Annotated in this window: 18 protein-coding genes; 11 read left to right on the forward strand and 7 right to left on the reverse strand. The window is 57.9% G+C overall.

Annotated features, from left to right (window positions below):
- Positions 1–508 precede the first annotated feature (508 nt).
- Positions 509–3,211, forward strand: coding sequence for a cyanophycin synthetase (cphA, locus tag NA78x_RS12895; RefSeq protein WP_425618864.1), 2,703 nt, complete (start codon positions 509–511; stop codon positions 3,209–3,211).
- 556 nt (positions 3,212–3,767) lie between these two features.
- Here cphA and NA78x_RS12900 read toward each other — a convergent pair.
- Positions 3,768–4,568: a DNA alkylation repair protein gene (locus NA78x_RS12900; RefSeq protein ID WP_425618865.1), complete on the reverse strand. Its 801-nt coding sequence runs from the start codon at positions 4,566–4,568 to the stop codon at positions 3,768–3,770.
- An 11-nt stretch (positions 4,569–4,579) separates the two neighbouring features.
- Positions 4,580–6,121, reverse strand: coding sequence for an APC family permease (locus NA78x_RS12905; protein ID WP_425618866.1), 1,542 nt, complete (start codon positions 6,119–6,121; stop codon positions 4,580–4,582).
- Between the two features lie 332 nt (positions 6,122–6,453).
- Between NA78x_RS12905 and gcvT the strand changes: the two genes are divergently transcribed.
- The 10 genes from gcvT (at position 6,454) to NA78x_RS12955 (ending at position 16,145) form a co-directional block, all read left to right on the forward strand.
- A complete protein-coding gene (gcvT, locus tag NA78x_RS12910; RefSeq protein ID WP_425618867.1) occupies positions 6,454–7,572 on the forward strand; it encodes a glycine cleavage system aminomethyltransferase GcvT in 1,119 nt (372 codons plus the stop codon).
- Positions 7,573–7,660: 88 nt separating this feature from the next.
- Positions 7,661–8,053 carry a glycine cleavage system protein GcvH gene (gene gcvH / locus NA78x_RS12915; RefSeq protein WP_425618868.1) on the forward strand — a complete coding sequence of 131 codons (393 nt, stop codon included), beginning with the start codon at positions 7,661–7,663 and terminating at the stop codon, positions 8,051–8,053.
- A 53-nt stretch (positions 8,054–8,106) separates the two neighbouring features.
- Positions 8,107–9,504 carry an aminomethyl-transferring glycine dehydrogenase subunit GcvPA gene (gene gcvPA / locus NA78x_RS12920; protein WP_425618869.1) on the forward strand — a complete coding sequence of 466 codons (1,398 nt, stop codon included), beginning with the start codon at positions 8,107–8,109 and terminating at the stop codon, positions 9,502–9,504.
- A gap of 71 nt (positions 9,505–9,575) precedes the next feature.
- Positions 9,576–11,036, forward strand: a complete 1,461-nt coding sequence (gcvPB, locus tag NA78x_RS12925; RefSeq protein ID WP_425618870.1) for an aminomethyl-transferring glycine dehydrogenase subunit GcvPB — start codon at positions 9,576–9,578, stop codon at positions 11,034–11,036.
- Between the two features lie 7 nt (positions 11,037–11,043).
- Positions 11,044–11,790, forward strand: a complete 747-nt coding sequence (locus tag NA78x_RS12930) for a lipoate--protein ligase family protein (protein ID WP_425618871.1) — start codon at positions 11,044–11,046, stop codon at positions 11,788–11,790.
- A 333-nt stretch (positions 11,791–12,123) separates the two neighbouring features.
- On the forward strand, positions 12,124–12,804 hold the full coding sequence (locus NA78x_RS12935) for an FHA domain-containing protein (RefSeq protein WP_425618872.1): 681 nt from the start codon (positions 12,124–12,126) through the stop codon (positions 12,802–12,804).
- Positions 12,805–12,992: 188 nt separating this feature from the next.
- Entirely contained in the window at positions 12,993–13,583 is a 591-nt protein-coding gene (locus NA78x_RS12940) for an RNA polymerase sigma factor (RefSeq protein ID WP_425618873.1), read from the forward strand.
- Entirely contained in the window at positions 13,570–14,292 is a 723-nt protein-coding gene (locus NA78x_RS12945; protein ID WP_425618874.1) for an anti-sigma factor family protein, read from the forward strand. The genes NA78x_RS12940 and NA78x_RS12945 overlap by 14 nt, the downstream gene beginning before the upstream one ends.
- 386 nt (positions 14,293–14,678) lie before the next feature.
- Entirely contained in the window at positions 14,679–15,047 is a 369-nt protein-coding gene (locus tag NA78x_RS12950; RefSeq protein WP_425618875.1) for a hypothetical protein, read from the forward strand.
- 213 nt (positions 15,048–15,260) lie between these two features.
- On the forward strand, positions 15,261–16,145 hold the full coding sequence (locus tag NA78x_RS12955; protein WP_425619447.1) for a PQQ-binding-like beta-propeller repeat protein: 885 nt from the start codon (positions 15,261–15,263) through the stop codon (positions 16,143–16,145).
- 120 nt (positions 16,146–16,265) lie between these two features.
- Here the strand turns inward: NA78x_RS12955 and NA78x_RS12960 are convergent, their stop codons facing one another.
- The 5 genes from NA78x_RS12960 to NA78x_RS12980 all read right to left on the reverse strand — a co-directional run bounded on the left by NA78x_RS12960 (position 16,266) and on the right by NA78x_RS12980 (position 19,777).
- Positions 16,266–16,685: a hypothetical protein gene (locus NA78x_RS12960; protein ID WP_425618876.1), complete on the reverse strand. Its 420-nt coding sequence runs from the start codon at positions 16,683–16,685 to the stop codon at positions 16,266–16,268.
- Between the two features lie 143 nt (positions 16,686–16,828).
- A complete protein-coding gene (locus NA78x_RS12965) occupies positions 16,829–17,761 on the reverse strand; it encodes an ISAzo13 family transposase (protein ID WP_425613585.1) in 933 nt (310 codons plus the stop codon).
- The gene (locus tag NA78x_RS12970; protein WP_425613584.1) at positions 17,749–18,039 is read right to left on the reverse strand and encodes a hypothetical protein; all 291 of its coding nucleotides are present in this window, start codon (positions 18,037–18,039) and stop codon (positions 17,749–17,751) included. Before NA78x_RS12970 ends, NA78x_RS12965 begins: the two co-directional genes overlap by 13 nt.
- An 86-nt stretch (positions 18,040–18,125) precedes the next feature.
- Positions 18,126–18,770, reverse strand: coding sequence for a hypothetical protein (locus tag NA78x_RS12975; RefSeq protein WP_425618877.1), 645 nt, complete (start codon positions 18,768–18,770; stop codon positions 18,126–18,128).
- Between the two features lie 434 nt (positions 18,771–19,204).
- A complete protein-coding gene (locus NA78x_RS12980; protein WP_425618878.1) occupies positions 19,205–19,777 on the reverse strand; it encodes a hypothetical protein in 573 nt (190 codons plus the stop codon).
- Positions 19,778–19,874: the final 97 nt, after the last annotated feature.

Below are 19,874 nucleotides of genomic sequence, written 5' to 3' on the forward strand. Positions count from 1 at the left end.
ATATAGCTTAGGTCCAGTTCTTCCGGTTGAGAGGATGACGTTCGCCGTGCCTGTTCCGTTGGCTGTTACGCGTCAATTGAGCACTTCAAGATGCGGTCATCGCATTTCGAACAATCGGGCGAATTCCACCGAACAGGCAACCTGCCAGATGCGTAGCCAACCCAGAGGAATCGCTCCTGATGTTATCAGGCGGGAGCTGGAAGCTCCCTCGCTACAGAGCGGACCAGGCGTTTGCGGTGTTAGATTTTTAGGTCCTTTTTCGCTGCGGCAACCATATTTCTGATCGCGGGCGCATCAGAGTTGCACTGGCAGGAAGTCTCATTCTCCTCCGAAGTCCTGCCGCTTACCGCCCAAAGTAGTCACTTCTATGTAATCACTCACTTTCAATCAATCAACGCTCTCGCCGTGCACACCTGCTGAGCCGAAACTCGCTGCATGCCGCTTGAGCCAACCGTACAACCTCTCCCCAACTTACTAACGCTTTTATCGATAGGCTTGAATCACAGCCATGCAATTCCGTAAAGTTCTCGCGCTGCGTGGACCTAACTACTGGGCCAATTTTCCTGTTCTGGAGGCTTGGGTCGATCTGGGGGAGTGGAAAGACACTTCTTCGGAGATGATGCCAGGATTCAACGAACGGTTGACCTCATGGTTGCCCACGATGATCGAACACCGCTGCAGCGTCGGTGAGCGCGGCGGCTTTTTTGAACGTCTGCGCCGCGGCACGTACCTCGCCCACATCCTTGAGCACGTCACGCTCGAGTTGCAATCGCTGGCCGGCACCGAAGTCGGTTTCGGTCGCGCTCGCGAAACGTCCGAAGAGGGCGTTTATAAGGTGGCCATCGAATTCTCCGAAGAAACGCTCGCCCGGGCGTGCCTGGAAAAAGGGCGCGAACTGGTGATGGCCGCGGTTCTCGATAAGCCCTTTGATGTCGCGGCCGAAGTGCAACGACTGAAGGAGCTGGCTTACGAATCGTGCCTCGGACCAAGCACGGCTGCCATTGTTGATGCGGCCACTGCTCGCGGCATTCCTTACCGCCGTCTGAACTCGGGCAGCCTGGTGGTGCTCGGTCATGGTCACAAGCAGCGTCGAATTCTCGCTGCCGAAACCGATCGCACCGGCGCCATCGCCGAATCGATCGCTCAGGACAAAGACCTGACCCGCTCACTTCTTTCCAGTGTGGGCGTGCCCGTGCCAGAAGGTCGACCTGTGACCGATGCCGAAGATGCCTGGGAAGCAGCTCAGGAAATCGACGCTCCGGTCGTGGTTAAGCCGCAGTTTGGTAACCATGGTCGCGGTGTGGCGACCAACCTCACCACACGTGAACAGGTGATGGCCGCCTTCGACTCTGCTCGGCAGGAAGGCAAAGAAATCATCGTCGAGAAGTATGCTCCCGGTGCCGATCACCGCCTGCTGATTGTCGGCAACAAGGTGGTTGCCGCTGCTCGTCGCGATCCACCCAAGGTGATTGGGGATGGCCGCTCGACCGTGGCTCAGCTGGTCGCAGAAGTCAACAAGGACCCGCGCCGTAGCGATGGTCACGGCACGGTGATGAGCTTCATCAAGATCGACGCGATCTCTCGCGCTGTCCTCTCCGAGCAAGGCTTGTCGGCCGATGCGGTTCCAGCTGCCGGGCAGGAAGTGCTCATTCGTCGCAATGCGAACCTCAGCACCGGTGGTAGCGCGATTGATGTGACCGACGAAGTGCATCCAAGTGTCGCCGAGCAAGCAGTCGATGCCGCTCGCGTGATCGGCCTCGATATTGCCGGCGTCGATATCATTTGCCAGGACATTCGCCAGCCTCTCAATGAGCAGGGTGGTATTGTCTGCGAAGTGAATGCTGGTCCGGGTCTGCGGATGCACTTGCAGCCTGCAAGTGGCCAGCCAAAGCCTGTCGGCGAGAAGATTGTCGACCTGATGTTCCCCGCCGGCGAAAATGGCCGCGTGCCAATCGTCGCCGTGACCGGTGTGAATGGTAAGACGACCACGACCCGCCTGATTGCTCATATCTTGAGCGTCACCGGTCGGACGGTCGGTCTGACTTGCACCGACGGCATCTACATCGGTTCGCGCCGACTCGATACGGGCGACTGCAGCGGACCGAAGTCGGCTCGGGCGGTGCTGATCAATCCAACCGTGGAAGCTGCCGTGCTGGAAACAGCCCGTGGTGGCATCCTGCGGGAAGGCCTCGCCTACGATCAGTGCGACGTGGCCGTGGTGACCAACATCGGCGAAGGCGATCACCTGGGCTTGTCGGATATCGACGACCTGGAAAAGCTCGCTCGCGTTAAACGGGTGATTGTCGACGCGGTGGCACCAACGGGCTACGCAGTCCTCAATGCTGCCGACCCACTCGTCGCCGCGATGGCTGAGAAGTGCCCAGGTGGCGTGGTCTTCTTTGCCCTGGATGAGAAAAATGCCGTGCTGAGCAACTGGCGCGATGGCAATGGCCGCGTGGTGTTTGTTCGTGACAACAGCGTCGTGCTGGCCGATGGACTCTCGGAATTCTCGCTCCTGTCGCTCGAACGAATTCCGCTCACCCACGGTGGCCGCGTTTCGTTCCAAGTCGAAAACGTGCTGGCTTCGGCCGCCGCATGCTGGGCGCTGGGAGTACCCGCGGAACAGATCCGCGCCGGGCTCGAATCGTTCCACGCCAGCGTGGGTAAGTCGCCGGGCCGGTTCAATCTGTTTTCGTACAACGGCGCCACGATGATTGTCGACTACGGTCACAACCCATCGTCGCTGCTGGCCCTGATGGACGTGATTCAGCAGTTCCCGCACGAGAAACGGCTGGCTGTGTACTCGGCCGCTGGTGACCGGCGCGATATCGACCTGGTGCGCCAGGGCGAGATCCTGGGCGAACACTTCGACCGCGTGGTGGTCTATGAAGATCATTACCTGCGGGGTCGCAAGCCGGGCGAAATTACCGCTCGCTTCCGTGAAGGTCTCGAACGGGGCACACGCGTCAAAGAGATCCAGGAAATCACGGGCTGGAAGATTGCCTGCGAACAGGCCCTCGCCAATGTTCGCCCTGGCGAACTGGTGCTGATGCAGGCCGACGTAGTCGACGAAACGATCGACTACCTGAAGACGCTCGTGGCTGCCGATGCTCCGATTCGACAGATTGATCTCTCGGAAGCCTTGGCCGTAAAGCCCACCGAGAACAAGCCTGCCGATCAATCGCACTCGGTGAAAGTGCCGCGGAAGTAAAGAGAACCGGAAGTTATTGTTGACGGGCTGGCAACTTGCCAGCCCGATCTGGTGGCGGCGATCTAACTTCGCATAAAATGCCGGAATTCTCACCTTCGCCGGACCAGACTAGTCACGCGTGGGGCATCTAATCAGAGAGCGGGCTACTGCGCGCGGGCGCGGCACGATCTTTGAAATCCTGGTTGGATCCCACAGCGAAAATGGGCTGTAACTTCCGAATGGCGGGAGCAAATCGCTCAGACTTTTTTCACACCCACCTCAGCAAAACACTTGGTTGCTGAGGTGCAGTGCTGAATAAGTCGGTTGTTATTTCACCGAATAGGATGAGAAGCGAATTGGGAGTGGTTCGTCAATTCGACGTAAGTGCCAACGCTTGGAAATGGGTGGGTGTTCACAAACCCTGGGGTTTTGTGAACACTCAGGCGCGCCAAACCCGAGAGATACTGCATAGGGCGTTCACAAACCTCCCCGGTTTGTCAACAAAGTTTTCCCGGCAGCCTGGCCAGGAGCGAAGACTTACGTCGATTGGAAGACAGGCCGGCAACAGTCAGGCACCTTAACAACGGGCGGTCTTCTTCTTTTTGCCGAGCGTGCCTCGGGCGTGCATCTTGGCGATGTAGTCGGGGGCGAAAGGTACCTGGCAAGAGGTGTCCCCCATATCGACTTCGACCACGCCGATCGCTTTGGCTGCCGCTTGGGCTTGGTTTGTTAGCGGTTGCGAGTAGCCGCCGCTAGCGATGACGAAGCCGTTCATCGAACCTCGGACGCGGTTGGGTTGTTGATGAATCGTCTTCCGCACGCGTTCCAAAAGCTTCTGCAAGGCAGCGAAGTCGAGTTCTTCGTCGGGCTTCACGGCAATCAGATTGCTGAGGGTGGTCCAACCGGCCGCAGCAGTCTTTTCGTCTTGGCTTTCGATCCACTTCAGGGCCAGCTTCCAGCCGTGAGGCCCTTCGGACGCAACCCACGGGACGGTGTACTCGCTGAGCATGTACCAATAAGCACCCTGAAGCCAGTTCTCCAAATCGGTGGCGGTCATTTGCTGTTCGTCGGCGATGAGGCCGGCCAGGTACATGGCGTCGGAAATGCCAGTGGCGTACAGATCGAGGGCCAGTTGGTAGTTCTTCTTGATCCGCTTTTGGATCGGCTTCATGTCCTGGATCTTGGTGCCAAAAAAGGGCTCGCGGGCACCATGTTTCATAAGCGTCCGCTTGGTGGTCTCGCTACCGAGGGCCCGCAACTCGGCGACGATGGCGGCGGCTGACTCAGGCTTTGCTTCGCCTTTGGCGGACTTCTTCACTGCGATGGGCTTTTTAGCGGTTACTTTGGTCGTCCCCTGCGCTGCCGGCTTTTTCTTCATGGCCAAATTCCTTACCGCTTGGTTTCAGCTTCCGGCTTGGCGACTAAGTAATAAACAATCGCGCCGAGCACGATCAGCCCCGAACCGGCGATTGTCTGCGGCAAAGCATCAAGCAGCATGCTGACAAGCGCCGCGGCAAACACAAGCAGGTAGAAAAGGGGAGTAAACGGATAGCCCCAAGTGCGATAGGGACGTGGCAAGTTGGGTTTGGTTCTACGCAGGATGAACACGGCACCCACGGCCATCGCGTAGAAGATCGAGCCGCCGAAGATCACAAAATTGGTGAGTGCATCGAAAGCGGGGCCGGGGCCTTCTTTGGGGATGAAGGCCTTTTGAAACCAGGCAGTGATCGGAGAGGTTTCTGGGGCGACGACTGCAGGCGTGGTTTGAACACTGGGGTCAAGCGTCTTGGGAGCGGTCCACCAGTAAGCACCGACGACGAGTACCAGTGACCAAACCATCTGCGCGAGGACCGCATTCGCGGGTGTTTTGAAACGGGGATGTACTTTGCGAATCGCTGCGGGAAATAGGCCGTCGCGAGCCATGGCGAAGTAGATGCGCGGTCCCGCGAGCAGGTTGCTATTGAGTGCGCCGAAAGTCGAGAAGGTGACGCCGAGGGCGGCGATCCACAGGCCCGCTGGACCCAGCAAGGTTTGCGTCACATCGGAAGCAACAGCAGAGGAATTCGCGACACTCTTCATCGGCAGCACGAGGTGATAACTGGCGTTCGCACCTAAGTAGACGGTGATCACAACCAGTACGCCGACTGTCAGGGCGAACGGCACATTGCGCTGGGGCTCTTTGATTTCTTCGGCGACGGGGCCGATGTTGATCCAGCCATCGTAGGGCCAAAAGACAGCGATCATGGCCACACCCATCGAGCGCCAGAATGCTGTACCCCAGTTCGCCGGCCAGAAAGGTTGTAGGTTCTCGGTCTCGGCTTTGAAGAGCAGGAAGGGAGCGACGATCAGGAAGCAAAGGAAGGCAACCTTGATGACCGAAGTGACGTTTTGTACCCACGCGGCCCAGCGAGTGCCGATGATGTTTACCGCCGACACGATTAGGATCAGGATCAGCGAAGCAACACCTTGAGCATTGTGAGACAGCGGCACATGCTCGGCCAAAAAGCCCGGGAGTATCCCCTGCCCTTCGATGGCTTCGAGCAGTTTGTTGCCGTAGATGACGGTGGCCACGGCGAGCGCGCCGAGTGAACCGGTGCGAATGATCCAAAACTCCGTCCAGCCCCATAAGAAGGCAGGCAGACGACCGTAGGCTTCACGCAGGTAAACGTAGGGGCCTCCCGCATGAGGCAGCATCGCAGCCAGTTCGGCCAGTGCGAGAGCTCCGCAGAGCGTGACAAGGCCGACGACGACCCAGATCAGCATGATTGGGAAAAAGCTGTTGAGTTCCGTGGCGACGGTACTCGCCTTGAGGAAGATTCCGCTGCCGATGATGGAGCCGACGACCACGGTCACTGCATCGAAGCGGTTCAAGACGCGAGGCAGCGACTCCCCTTCCAACTCGAAGGACAATCTCTCTGGGCTGTTGGACATGCGGACCTTTCGGAAACCGGCGGCGGGCTGTCAGCGGGCAAGAGAGGTTTCGACTCGGCAGCATATCGTAGACGCTGCTAGAACGCGAGACATTATCGCACTCGCTGGCCGCGATGGTTGCGCTCGAGACTGCTCGGCAAACTCCAAAATCAGCGACGCGATTCTACGAGGAGCAACCCGCTATCTCACGGGTCGCTGCCCCTAGTTTCAATCGCGCCCTGCGATACAATGCACGCTACGCAGTCCGATCCTTGACAACCTGTACGATTCGCCTCTCCAGAGCCCATTCCGGCCCCATCGCGGCTGCCGGGATTTTGTGCCGGGAAACAGTAATGAGCGGTGTGCTGAATCAAACGCCTCTACACGCCTGGCATTCTGCGCATGGTGGTCGAATGGTCGACTTTGCGGGCTGGTCGATGCCCGTGCAGTACGGCTCGATCATCGACGAACATCAGGCGACCCGCACTGCAGTCGGGCTGTTCGACGTCTCGCACATGGGTCGCTTGCGGGTGGATGGCCCCGGTGGCGCTGCCCTGCTCGATCGCCTGCTGACTCGCAAGGTCATCGGTCTTGGCCCAGGCAAGATTCGCTACTCGCTGGTCTGTAAAGAAGACGGCGGCATTCTCGACGACGTGCTCATTTATCATCTGCGGGAACCGCAAGGCGATCTCTATCACCACTTGGTGGTGAATGCGAGCAATCGCGAGAAGATCGTTAACTGGTTTCGCAGCCAAATGCGTGCTTCGGACGAAGCGACGCTTGTCGATCAAACGCTCGATACCGCGATGATCGCCGTTCAGGGGCCTGGCGCCCTGCGATTGCTGGAACCACTCGTCGGAGCCGACTTGGGCGGGCTTGCCTATTACAGCGGGGCGGAAACTTCGATCTGCGGGCACCGCGGGCTGGTCAGCCGCACAGGATATACCGGCGAAGATGGCTGCGAGTTGATCGTGCCGGCTGCACATGCCGTCGATGTTTGGACCCGCGTGTTAGAGGCAGGCAAAGATCAAGGCGCACGAGCCGTTGGCCTGGCTGCTCGCGATACGTTACGGCTGGAAGCAGCGATGCCGCTCTATGGCCACGAACTCAGCGAGAATCTTGATCCCTTGACGGCCGATCTTGCCTTCGCGGTAAACTTATCCGGGCGAGACTTTATTGGTCGCGAAGCCTTGCTGGCGATTCAAGCGAAACCCAATCGTCCACGGCGTGTCGGTTTGGAGTTGGCTGGCCGGCGCATCCCACGCGAGCATTATCCCATCGTCGTTGGTGGCGAAAGGGTTGGCGAAGTGACGAGCGGGACCTTTTCTCCCACGCTGCAAAAGTCGATTGCGATGGCCTACGTTCAGCCCCAATATGCGGAACTGGGAACGGAAGTGGCAGTCGATATTCGTGGCTCTATGGAACCGGCCAAGGTCGTCAAGTTGCCGTTTTATTATTCACGAGCCAAATAACACGTCATCCGCAAGAGTGCTCCTTTTTCGACATTCCCCCGATTAATTCACAGCCCCAGCTGAGACATTCCGAGAAGCGAGGTCGCGCATGAAGCCCGAAGAACTGTTGTACGCCGAAACGCACGAATGGGTTGCTGTGAGCACCGAAGGTGGCCGCAAGGTCGGCACGATCGGCATCACGGCTTTTGCCATCGAACAATTGACCGACCTCGTTCACATGGTTCTGCCCAAGGTGGGAACCAAAGTGGCCGCCGGCAAAGAATTCGGCGAAGTGGAATCGGTAAAGGCCGTCAGCTCACTGTATAGCCCAGTGAGCGGCGAGATTGTCGCGGTGAACGATCAGCTTCCCGGACGGTTAGAGAATCTCGGTGATGATCCGTACACTGCAGGTTGGATGATCAAGGTGGCGCTTGCTGACGAGGCCGACCTCAGCAAATTGATGGATCATGCCGCCTATCAAAAGCAGTGTGCCTCGGAATAGTTGGTTGCCGGCGGGTTGAATCTTCGCTCCTACTTTTTGCTGCTGATACCTCAATGCCCTACACGTACAACACGCCCGACGACGAACGGTCCATGCTGCAGTCGATCGGCGTCAACACGGTTCAAGAGCTGTTCCAATTCGTGCCGGATGAGTTTCGCCTGCAACGGCCGCTCGATATTCCGTCGGCGCTGGGTGAGCTTGAGTTGACGCAGCATCTGTCGTCGCTCGCTGCCAAGAACGGAAATGCACAGCAAAAGGCGTGTTTCCTCGGTGGCGGTAGCTACGACCACTTTGTGCCGGCTGTCGTCGACGCGCTGGCCTCGCGCGGTGAGTTCTACACCAGCTACACGCCCTATCAGCCTGAAGTGAGCCAGGGCAATTTGCAGGTGATGTTTGAGTATCAAACGCTCATTTGCCAGTTGACGGGCATGGACGTGAGCAACGCCAGCTTATACGACGGCGGCAGCGCTGTTGCCGAAGCGGTGCTACTTGCCATGAGCGTGACGGGTCGCAACCGCGTAGTTGTTCCCGCGAGCATGCATCCGGAATATCGTCAGATTCTGGAAACCTATTTTGCTTGCATTGGCGGTGAGCTTGTCGTTGTGCCAGCGCCCAATGGCGCTGTCTCGCTCGCCGATATCTCGGCTGCCGTGAACGGCGAAACGGCCTGCGTCGTGGTGCAGCACCCGAACTTCTTTGGCTGCTTGGAAGACGTACAAGGCATTGCCAAGATTGCTCACGCCGCTGGTGCGTTATTGATTCAGTCGTTCGATCCGCTCAGCTTGGGCCTGCTCAAGCGTCCGGCAGATATGGATGCTGACGTTGCCGTGGCGGAAGGTCAGTGCCTCGGCACACCCATGCTCTTCGGCGGACCCTATCTGGGCATCATGGCTTGCAAGGAGCAGTTTGTACGTCGCATGCCGGGACGCATCGCTGGTCAAACAGTCGACCGTCGCGGACGTCGTTGTTGGGTGCTGACGATGCAAACTCGCGAGCAGCACATCCGCCGCGAAAAGGCCACGAGCAACATCTGTACGAATCAAGGTTTGTTTGCCCTTCGCGCGGCGATCTACCTTGCTGAAATGGGGCCACAAGGCTTGCGAGAAGTTGCCGACTTGTGCGTTCGCAAGACGCACTACGCTCGCCAGCAATTGACCGCTCAGCCTCGCTTTGTCTCGGCCTTTGATCGGCCGACGTTTAAGGAATTCGTCGTTCGCGATACGCAAGGTCGCGTTGCCGAAATGCTCGAACAAGCAGCCGATGCCGGCTATCTCGCTGGTGTGCCGCTGGCACGCTGGTATCCTGAAATGGCCGATTGCTTCCTGGTGGCAGTGACCGAGAAACGCACCCGCCAAGAGATTGACGGCCTGGTCACCACTCTCTCTGCTGCTGGCAAAAACACTGCTCCGCGTCCGCATGCCACCGCGCTCGCTCAAGCCGCTTGGGCTTAAGGTTATTCTCCCGCCGCGTTTTACTCCCCTGCCCTGCTTTGATCTTCGTCTGCACCTAACACATAACACTCATGCGTAATCTCAAGTCGACTACGTTGCTGTTCGAACTCTCAAAAAAGGGACGTCGCGGCGCTCACTTGCCGACCTGCGATGTTGGCGGACCAGCCGCGACCGAGTTGCTTCCCGCCGAGGCACTCGCCGCTGAACCGCCGCCACTGCCAGAAGTCGCCGAGCCTGAAGTGGTGCGTCACTTCACGAATCTGTCGACGCTCAACATGTCGGTCGATACGCACTTCTATCCGCTCGGCAGTTGCACGATGAAGTACAACAGCAAGCGGAACGAGCGAATCGCCGCTTTGCCGGGCCTGGCTGACCTGCATCCGTATCAGCCCGAAAGCACGCTGCAGGGCATGCTGCAGTTGTTCTACGAACTGCAGCAGTTCTTTGGCGAGATCTCCGGCCTGCCAGCCGTCTCGCTGCAGCCTGCCGCTGGTGCTCATGGTGAACTCACCGCCCTGATGGTCGCGGCCGCTCACTTTCGCAAGCTGGGGCAAAAGCGAACCAAGATTCTCGCTCCCGATAGTGCTCACGGCACCAACCCAGCCAGTGCGAAGATGGCGGGTTTCGAGTTTGTGACGGTCAAGAGTTTGCCGACGGGCAACGTCGATATGGACGACCTGCGATCCAAGCTCGACGATACCGTTGCCGTCTTCATGATCACCAATCCGAATACGCTTGGCATGTTCGATAAGACGGTCGGCGAGATTGCCAAGCTGGTGCATTCCTTCGGCGGACTCATCTATCTCGATGGCGCCAACATGAATGCCATTCTCGGCATCGCGCGGCCCGGCGATTTCGGTGCGGACATGATGCACTACAACCCACACAAAACCTTCAGCGGTCCGCATGGCGGCGGTGGCCCCGGTGCCGGTCCCATCTGTGTGACGGAAACATTGCGACCCTATCTCCCCTGCCCTGTCGTCGAGAAGACCGATGACTGTTATCGGCTCGTTTATGACAAGCCCGAATCAATCGGTCGCGTCCGCAGCTTCTTTGGCAATGTTGGAGTGTTGGTGCGAGCTTACTGTTACATTCGCACGCATGGACCAGACGGACTCAAGCGAGTTTCGGAAACAGCGGTGCTCAATGCCAACTACCTGCTGAGCAAGGTGAAGCACTTCTTGCCGGTTCCCCAGGGCGCGCGGTGTATGCACGAGTTCGTGGCCAGTGGCGCTCCGCTGAAGAAGGCCAAGGGCATCTCGGCGATGGACGTAGCCAAGCGATTGCTCGATTACGGCTTTCATGCCCCGACGGTTTACTTTCCGCTCACCGTGCCCGAAGCAATGATGATCGAGCCGACGGAAACGGAAAGCAAAGAAACGCTGGACTCGTTTGCCGAAGTTTTGTTCCGCATTACGGAAGAAGCGGGCGACCTGTTGCACGAAGCCCCTCACACCACCCTGATAAGTCGACCCGATGAAGTGAAAGCCGCTCGGCAGCCCATCATCAAGTGGACTCCGGCGACAACGTAAACTCCCGATGGCTGTTCCGCTGCGCGTCATTATCGATCCGCCGGCTGCCGGCGCGTGGAACATGGCCGTCGACGAAGCGTTGCTTCTCTCCGACGAGTTCGATGGGCTCACGTTGCGTTTTTATGAGTGGTCTGAGCCCACTCTCTCGCTTGGCTACTTCCAGGCATTGCAAGATCGCGAGCAGCATGCGGCCAGCCGAAGCTGCGCCGTGGTTCGGCGGGCCAGCGGTGGCGGTGCGATCCTGCACGACCTGGAACTGACCTACAGCCTCGTGGCACCCGTCCCTGAGCGTTTTGGGGCTGCTGCTCACGAACTCTACCTGGTCGCGCACCAATCACTATGTGTCGTTCTGGCTGACTTGGATGTCAGTGCCTCACTTTACGAGCCCCCCTCCCCTGCCCCGTTAAAGGCAGTTGAACCTTTCTTATGCTTCCAAAGGCGCAGCAGCGGAGATGTCGTGCTCGCGGAATCAAAAATTTGCGGCAGCGCGCAGCGGCGTCATTTGTCCCGAGTGCTCCAACATGGAAGCGTACTTTTGGGGAGTTCCCTCGCCGCTCCAGAACTACTCGGCCTCCGAGAACTCACTGGTCGCGAGGTCAGCATTGCCGACTTTCGCGGGGCTTGGCTCGCTCAACTGGCCCAGCGTTTGCATGCCGATGTGGTGCCAGCAATGCTGACAAGCGCGCAAACCCTAGCCGCGAAGCAAATTGTCCAAGGGAAATTTGGCAACCCTAAATGGACAGCCAAGCGCTAGGGATTGGCCTAGTCATCTTGACGGTGCCAGAGTTTTCGCAAGAAATTCATTGAGTTTGCTAGTTGCAATTCGATCTGGGGTCTGATGATAATTCCAGGAAGTGCCAATTGTCTGTGGCTCAGACTAAGACGATCAAGCCGGTTTATTTATTTTCATTTGGCGAGATTTCGCCACTTGGTCGGTTATGTCGGGTTTGATAGCAGTTGCCGCTGCAAGCGTTCGGAATCGCTTGGTAAAGGGTTGTTCGCCCCGCTTCGAGATTGATCAGGTCGATACGTCATTATTCTCGTAGGGTAGGTTTGCGGATTGCAAATCGCGAAGGGAAGGCGAGTTATGCAGGTTCGATTCAAGCTGTTGAAGGGATCTCATGCGGGTAAGGAAGTGAAGCTTCCAGCCCCCAAGTGCTTGATTGGTCGGAACGACGATTGTCACCTTAAGCCGCAAAGCGAAGCGGTCAGTCGGCGGCATTGCGTCATTTTGACCACTGACAGCGAGGTCATCGTGCGCGACCTGAATAGTCGCAACGGTACCTACGTGAACGGCGAGAAGATTGCCGGAGACACGGTGCTGCTCAATGGCGACACAGTCAAGGTAGGTCCACTCGAGTTCGAAATGATGATCGAGCACACTGCTGCTCGCATCAAGAAGCCGAAGGTCTCGGACATCAAGGAAGCCGCCACGCGCATGGTGCAAACCAACGCGTCGGCTTCCAGTCAAGATCTCAGCGACGTGACCGCCTGGCTGGACGAAGCCGACGTGAAAGCCCGCACCGAAACGCGGCAGTTTCGCGTGGATGACACTTCCACCGGAACCGTGGCTGACGTGTTGGGAGAGTCCGTCGCACCTCCGCCGACGCCCGAGGTCTCTCCGGAGACGACGGAAGTAAAAATGGACGACTCGAAGCGTCCCGAGAAGAAAACGCCCGGCAAGTTGCCGCCGCGACAAGCCGAGAAGGCCAAGGATTCTCGTGAGGCTGCTTCCGATATGTTGAAGAAGCTCTTCAATCGCCGCTAACGGTCTTTTTTAAGAATTTGCCGACAACAAGATCTTTGCAGGTTGTTGTCGGCAAGATTCTCTCTGCCGATTAGAATACCGCTCAGGCACTTCTTCTCGTTTGTAAGTTGCCGGGTCCGTTGGCGTGAGTTTGCCATGGCAAGTTTGTCGTGGGTGAAACCGCCCGAGTCAGAGCGGAGTACAACTGCATGACGATGCATCCTGCTCATGCAAGCCACTTGCCCGACGAACTTCGCCCCCTCATCACGCTTTGTTTGCGCGGTGACCAATTGGCGATGTTGGCGCTGGTCGATCGGTTTCGCGGGCAGGTGTTTGGTTTGTGCTTGCGAATGCTTTCCCAGCGCCAGGATGCCGAGGATGCAGCCCAAGAGACATTTGTCCGGGTGCTGAAGAATTTGCATCGCTGGGATCCTGAACGTGATTTTGAGCCTTGGCTGCTGGCGATTGCGGGAAACCGTTGTCGCACGGCGCTGGCTACTCGCAAGCGCCGACCAACGGCGGAGATTCTGCCCGAGCAGGTTCCCGACGAAGCGCCCGATCCGCAAAGTGAGCAGCAGCTTGCCGAGGAGGTTGCATTAGCGCTGGTGGATGTCCGCGACGAGTATCGGCAGGCCTTTGTATTGTTTCATGAACATCAATTGAGTTACGACCAGATCGCCGAGGCAATGGCTGTGCCACTGGGCACCGTCAAGACCTGGGTCCATCGCGCCCGGCGTGGATTGATCGAACGGTTGCGGCAACGAGGCATTGTCGAGGGAGCCTCCCATGAAGTGCACTGACTTTGAAGATCGCCTGAATGACCTGCTCGATGATCGCCTGCCCGTGCAGGACGATCCATCACTCGCCGCGCACGCCGACGAATGTGCCGATTGCCGCGAGGTGCTCGCTGCCCAAGACAATTTGTTTCGCGGTCTGCGCGTCCTGCAGCGTCAAACGAACGTGCCAGAGCTGGGCTTGCCAGTCATGGCAGAGTTCAGCGCCCCAGCGATCCCCACCATTCCCCCGCCCCGCTTCCAGCGGCCGTGGGCCGCACTCCTCACTTCGGCGGCAGCCTTGATTGTCGCCGTCAGCGTGGGTGTTTGGATTGCTAGTCGCAGTCAACCGAAGGACACCATCGCTCAGCCGAACAAATCAGGCGGGGGGCAGGTCCATCCCGATGGCCTGGCAATTATCGTGAAGCCCGGTCCTCGGCAGGCAACCAAAGGCCCCACCCCCAGCCAAGCACCGATCACGCAATTGCCCGAGTTCTTTCCCAATCCGTACCAGCAACGAGAGTCCTACTGGCAAGCCATGGAATCGCTGGCCAGTCAGTTGCCTCCCGTCGAGAATCTGGACGTCGAGCACTACGCTCCCAGTTTCCGGCCCATTCGGGAATCGTTCGAAGTGGCGATCGACGTGCTGATGCGAACGCTTCCTGGCCACCGTGCACCTCGTCCGACGCCACCTCAGGCGGTGCAGCCTTACGGCCACTCGCTGGACTTGGCTTAGCAGCCTCATCGGGCCGCGTTGATTTATTCGCGGTCCGCTCTCTGCTCGTTCGCGCCCTAGGGTTGAGCACTCTGCTCCCCTTTTCCCCATTCCCCTCGCTGCGTGACCTGAAATCGCCACAGTGCACCTTGCGAGCCTGCACAACCGTTACAGGCGTGAGCTGCGGCCCCTTTTGACTTGCCTCGCTACAACCGCTGCCCTTTCAACCGGTAAGCTTCGCTAATCGCGCAGGACCGCACGATCTGGCATCTTTGGCTCAGCCGAACATTTTCGCTGACCGGTCTATTTTACCAGGCCCGTGGGACGATTCCCTATCTTGTCGCCATCACCTGTCGGCGATCTTCCCCGTTGCGATCCCCCTCGCTCAAGTTTTCAAGGTGAATCTCGTGCCTAAGCTCAACTCGCCCGAAGTCGAAATCAGCCGCCGCTCTAGCGATCGCCGCGCCAAGGAAGAACGCCGCAAGGAAAGTGTGCCGGTTGCAACCGAACGCCGCTCGACCGAACGTCGTGGCAAAGTCCAACGTCGCCGCCAGATCGACCCCACCACCTGCGAACGCGATTACTCGGGTGAAGAGATCGAATTCATGCAAGCCATGGACGCCTACAAGCGAGCCAACGGCCGCATGTTCCCCACCTGCAGCGAGATCCTCGAAGTCATCCGCGCCATGGGCTATGTCCGCTTGAATGGCACCCCAGCCGCCACCGAAGGCACCGGCATCGACGACGCCTCGGCCACCGAAACTCCAACCGCCTAGTTCCCCAACATACATTTCGCATCGGACCCACGCCGAAAACTGCGGGGCCAGCGCGCAAGCTCTGGCCCCGCAGTCATTTCTTGGCCACTCTCGCCAGGCGGGCAATCGGTTGTTAGGCTTGGACGCAATCGCTCCGCTCATCCAACCCTCTCTCCAGAGTTACCCATGCTCAAGTCGCTTCGCTGGATTCACACCGGCTGCTTGCTGGCCCTGATGCTCGTCCCTGCCGTCGCTTCTGCCCAGCATCGCCTCGCCCTGCAGGGTGCCGGCAAGTTGGCAATTGTCGATCGCGCGGGAATGATCGAATGGCAAATGCCCTGGGGTGGCATTCACGATTTGCACGTCCTCCCCAGCGGCAACCTGATGGTGCAACAAGGTGGCGCGAAGGTCGCCGAGATCGATGTGGCGAATAAGAAGGTGGTCTGGTCGTACGACTCGGCCAAGAGCAACGGCAACGAAGGAAAGAAGATCGAAGTCCATGCCTTCCAGCCTTTGGCCGATGGCAATGTGATGATCGCCGAGAGCGGTGTAGCGCGCATGATCGAAATCAATCGCGATGGCAAGCTGCTCAAAGAGTTTCCCTTCATCGTGAAGCATCCGCACCCGCACACCGATACGCGTCTCGCTCGCAAGCTCGACAACGGCAACTACCTCGTCTGTCACGAAGGAGACGGCACCCTTCGCGAATACGACTCCGCTGGCAAGGTCGTGTGGGAATATGAAGTCCCGATGTTCGGTCGTCAGGCCAAAGGTGGACACGGCCCCGATTCCTTCGGCAACAAATGCTTCGCCGCGGTTCGTCTCGCCAATGGCAACACGCTCATCGCGACCGGCAACGGCCATAGCGTATTGGAAGTGACTCCCGCCAAGGATGTGGTTTGGAAAGTGGAACAAAAGGACCTCCCTGGCATCATGCTGGCCTGGGTTACCACGCTCGAAGTGTTGAAAAATGGAAACTATCTCATCGGCAATTGCCACGCGGGTGCCGGTCAACCGCTCGTGATCGAACTTGAACCGAAGGCCAAGAAAGTCGTCTGGACCTTCGATCAATACGAGACCTTCGGCAACGATGTCAGTAACACCAAGGCCCTCGATTAGTCCTTGTCAGCCTGGACACCTCCGCCCCTTCGTCGCCAAACTTGGGGCATCGAGTCGCCAACGTAAAACGGTCGTGATCCTTCGTCAAGCGCGCAAGTACTGAAAAGTCGAATCAAGAGTTCAGCTTCCCGATAGCGCGGCGCTCAACGCCCGTCGGAGCGTGAGCGCCAGCGGAGCATACAACTCGAAAGCACCATCCCGCTTCTGCAAAAAGTCGCACCAGGCGAACAAGCGTTTCCACGCCGGGGCCGAGTTGAAGTAGATGTAATTCTGATCCACAAATTGCGTGGATAGCATCTGCCCGAGATCAAAAGGTATTGTGTCGGGGACTGCTTCGTCTGGCGGCGGGACTGCTGGTGCAACCGATCCATCATGCATGATGCGCACGCCGCGCGCGGTTCCAGGCTCCCATTCATCGCGCATTGCACGGTTGAGGTAATCGACCAAGAGCGGCAGGAGCTTGTGAACCTCATCCCACCGTCTCAGCGACATACTGCCGATGTGGCGTTCGCTGGTTTCGTAATACAGTTCGTGACCCACAGCGACTCCTGATCATTCTGGTTTACTACAAGGAAAAGGGCATCGATCACTCTCTGCCATTTGCATTTGTGTCTTTAGCTCGCCTCTCGTCCCTCGCCTCCCGCCCCCCTTAGAACCCAACGCGAAATAACTTCGGCTTTTGATCATAGGGGGTTGAAGGCGGGCGCTGTGTAGTTGAGTTGGGGCAGGAAGCTATTGAAGCGAATGGGATTGTGATCGAGGAAGGCTTGGCTGGCTTTGATTCCCTTCTGATACATCCGGCGGGCAACTTCCGCGACGACATGCAGTCCGTGCGTCGTGTGAGTGCGTGCGATAAAGTTCCGCGCAACTTGAATGGTCTTGAGCACCACGGCCTTGATCGCGCGCGAGACGTGACAGAAGAGGCGATGCTCAATGGGATTGTATTTCGAACAGCCCGGCGGATAGTGAGCCACCTGCACGTCGCAGCGCAGATCATGGGCCAGGTGGCATAGCGTTTCCTTGAAGCGATGCTGGCGACACCCGTTGCTGCCGCCGCAGTCGCACAGCAACAACAGTCGCGGCGCGTACCAGTAATGTTCCCGACCCATTCGTTCCCACCACCGACGGATCGCATCGCAAGCGAGTTCGCTGGTGTCGGCGCCGCGGGCCAAGTACATGAACGCTTCATTACGGCGAGTGTCGTACACGCCGTAAGGCACCAGTCGTTGCTCGGCAGTTACGAAGTCGTGATCTTGCACGACCACGCGGCCATCGGTGATCGCTCGGCCCGGATGAAAGAAATCGCCGAGAATTTCCTTCTTTTTCGTGTCGATGCTCAGCACCGGCCAATCGTTCCGCTCGTACTTCGTGCGGAGCTTGGCAATGAATTGAAACTGCTCGTCGCGATGTTCAAACTCACACGCCGCTTCGTCCTTGTACGCCTGTCGCCGCGAAAGACCAAGCTCGTCGAACAAGATTCGCCGCAACGCATCGGGACCAATCTCAAAGCCCTGCTCTTGCAACTCCTCCGCCAATTCAGGAACCGAGCGGTTCGTCCAGCGAATGTTTTCGTCGACGGGCGAACCGGCCGTGTCGCGCTCGATCAGGGCTTCCACTGCAGGAATGATTTCCGGTTGCGCAACGCTAGCTGGCTTTCGGCCTCCCCTTTTTTGCGAACGCGTCCCGCAGCTTCGTCCTCCGGCAGCTGCTCGATGTCCTCCGCGCCGTGGCGAATCGTGTCGGGATCGCAACCAAACAAATCGGCGATGTACTGCACACCGCCATGCCCGAGTTTCACCGCTTCGACCGCCGCGTAGCGTCGCCGATCCTTCTCGGATAACGCCCCATACACCTTCACCATCTGCCGCTCGACCGTTGCCCGATAAACCTTCATCGCTGAGCCCTCCTGTGACTGACTCCATGCCCCCCCTTCAGATTATCATGCGACAGTACCAAAGGAAGTTATTTCGCGTTTGGCCCTTACCTCGAGTGAATCTGAATGGTCCTCAATATTTGCTCCAGAACGGTCCAATCCTCTTGCGCGCGAGCCTTGGTCGTGCCGGCAATGAACTGGAGGATATGCCCGTCGACGTAGTAGTGCGCCATGATCCCTTCGACTCGCTGCGCGTCCGTTCCGTCCAGCTGAAACTTCAACCAAACGATGCCCGTTTCCTTTTCCAGGACAGGCACGCCGAGTTCCATATTCAGTTGCAGTCCCGAGTTCTGCTCTACACGCTGAGCAATTTCATTGCCCGATTGAAGCATAAGTTGCTGGGCAGCTTTGATCTTCTCTCTGGGCATCGCAGTATCGGGAAGCTTGCGTACCAGAACGAACGGATGAACGAACAAGTCATTGCTCACTACTTGGTATCCGGCGAGATATTCAATCGTCACCTCGGGCCCAGATACCGCGGCACCTTGCGCTGCCAACGCCTCATCGGAGATTGCTCCCCACCCCGCTGGCAAGTAAATCGAAAATCCATCTTCCGAATTCTCATGCAGTTCGCTGCCGAGCGGCGGAGAGGCCGTAGGCAACTTCTTTGCAAAAGAAAGTTCGGACTCAGCATCCTGCCGCGAACAGCCAATGGTGCAGAGCAGCAGCAATACTGCGAGCTTGTAGATCATTCCGCGAAACCTTGTATGGCGTATCTCTTGTTTCTGGTGGCAGGAAGCCGTTGTAGCCTAAATCGCCTGTAAACCTTCGTCAAACACGCGAATGGCTTTAGGAAATTCGGGCTGTTAGCGAGCCGATACACCTAGCCGCTCCGCCCAGTTGAGAAACGCCTGAAGCAGGAATTCGAGTTTTCCCGCATCTCCACGTTCGGTCCTTGATCGACTTTGATGAGCCAACCTGGGTTGTTGAGGGTGGGGGTGTCAATCCCCGCGTGATGCTCACAACCGCCTTCTCAATCACCGCAGAAGACGAGCGAGCGTCTGCTAGCGAGGGCGTGCCGGTTCAAGTTCGGCCTCCTGTACCAATACTTACAGAAATGGCTTAGCACTTTGCTCAGTCGGTTTTTCATCGAGCACGCCACGGCGTTGGGGCTGGCCTTTCGGGATCAAAAGTTTCGGATGGCGGCGTTTGGATCGAGTTGGAACTTGTGCGGTCGGGAATAGATTCGAAGCATTTCCTGTTTGACGACAACATTGATTCCAAGGTTGGCACCCATGCGGATCATTTTTTCTACAATCGGCAGGTCGGACGCCAGCAATTCTGATTCAAAGCGGAGCCGTTGCCCGAGTTCAACTCTAACGACTTGATCATCAAAGTGTGGCGAATCAACCACGTAGTGGCGAATCAACTGCCCATTGATGTAGAGACAGTATTCAAATGACTCGTCGCAATCTCCAATTGACCAGGCAAAAACGTCGCGATCTTTCGCCAGCGATTCTATTGCAGCCTTCGTCGATGGCAGATGCCAGAGTTGATACAGCCAATCATCGGCCAGCATTGTCCAATCGCCCACATCGGCAAGGACAACATAGGTGGAGAACGGCGGAAGCTTGGCGGAGTACCGGTGCGTCCTCAATCCGAAGTGACCAAGGATCTGTTGGTCGGAGAGCTCTGGATCGCGCCGAAGGAAAATAAAGAACGGCGCGTGCAGATGTCCGTTAGATACTTTCGGTTCCAAGCTCAGATTCCTTTCGCCACGACCGCCACGTTGCTAGTACGAAATGCAGCCCTCGAATCGATTTGCTCGCACGGTGTACTGGCGCATAAAAGCGGGC

The organism is Anatilimnocola aquadivae, assembly GCF_049819085.1.
GTDB lineage: Bacteria > Planctomycetota > Planctomycetia > Pirellulales > Pirellulaceae > Anatilimnocola.

What these genes read in the sequence shown, in the direction of transcription:
- NA78x_RS12900 (WP_425618865.1), bottom strand. Translation starts at nt 4,568, where the DNA reads ATGAAGAAAAAGCCGGCAGCGCAGGGGACGACCAAAGTAACCGCTAAA.
- NA78x_RS12970 (WP_425613584.1), bottom strand. Translation starts at nt 18,039, where the DNA reads ATGAAGGTTTATCGGGCAACGGTCGAGCGGCAGATGGTGAAGGTGTAT.
- NA78x_RS12930 (WP_425618871.1), top strand. Translation starts at nt 11,044, where the DNA reads ATGGCTGTTCCGCTGCGCGTCATTATCGATCCGCCGGCTGCCGGCGCG.
- gcvPB (WP_425618870.1), top strand. Translation starts at nt 9,576, where the DNA reads ATGCGTAATCTCAAGTCGACTACGTTGCTGTTCGAACTCTCAAAAAAG.
- NA78x_RS12975 (WP_425618877.1), bottom strand. Translation starts at nt 18,770, where the DNA reads ATGATCTACAAGCTCGCAGTATTGCTGCTGCTCTGCACCATTGGCTGT.
- gcvT (WP_425618867.1), top strand. Translation starts at nt 6,454, where the DNA reads ATGAGCGGTGTGCTGAATCAAACGCCTCTACACGCCTGGCATTCTGCG.
- gcvH (WP_425618868.1), top strand. Translation starts at nt 7,661, where the DNA reads ATGAAGCCCGAAGAACTGTTGTACGCCGAAACGCACGAATGGGTTGCT.
- NA78x_RS12935 (WP_425618872.1), top strand. Translation starts at nt 12,124, where the DNA reads ATGCAGGTTCGATTCAAGCTGTTGAAGGGATCTCATGCGGGTAAGGAA.
- cphA (WP_425618864.1), top strand. Translation starts at nt 509, where the DNA reads ATGCAATTCCGTAAAGTTCTCGCGCTGCGTGGACCTAACTACTGGGCC.
- NA78x_RS12940 (WP_425618873.1), top strand. Translation starts at nt 12,993, where the DNA reads ATGACGATGCATCCTGCTCATGCAAGCCACTTGCCCGACGAACTTCGC.
- NA78x_RS12955 (WP_425619447.1), top strand. Translation starts at nt 15,261, where the DNA reads ATGCTCGTCCCTGCCGTCGCTTCTGCCCAGCATCGCCTCGCCCTGCAG.
- NA78x_RS12945 (WP_425618874.1), top strand. Translation starts at nt 13,570, where the DNA reads ATGAAGTGCACTGACTTTGAAGATCGCCTGAATGACCTGCTCGATGAT.
- NA78x_RS12905 (WP_425618866.1), bottom strand. Translation starts at nt 6,121, where the DNA reads ATGTCCAACAGCCCAGAGAGATTGTCCTTCGAGTTGGAAGGGGAGTCG.
- gcvPA (WP_425618869.1), top strand. Translation starts at nt 8,107, where the DNA reads ATGCCCTACACGTACAACACGCCCGACGACGAACGGTCCATGCTGCAG.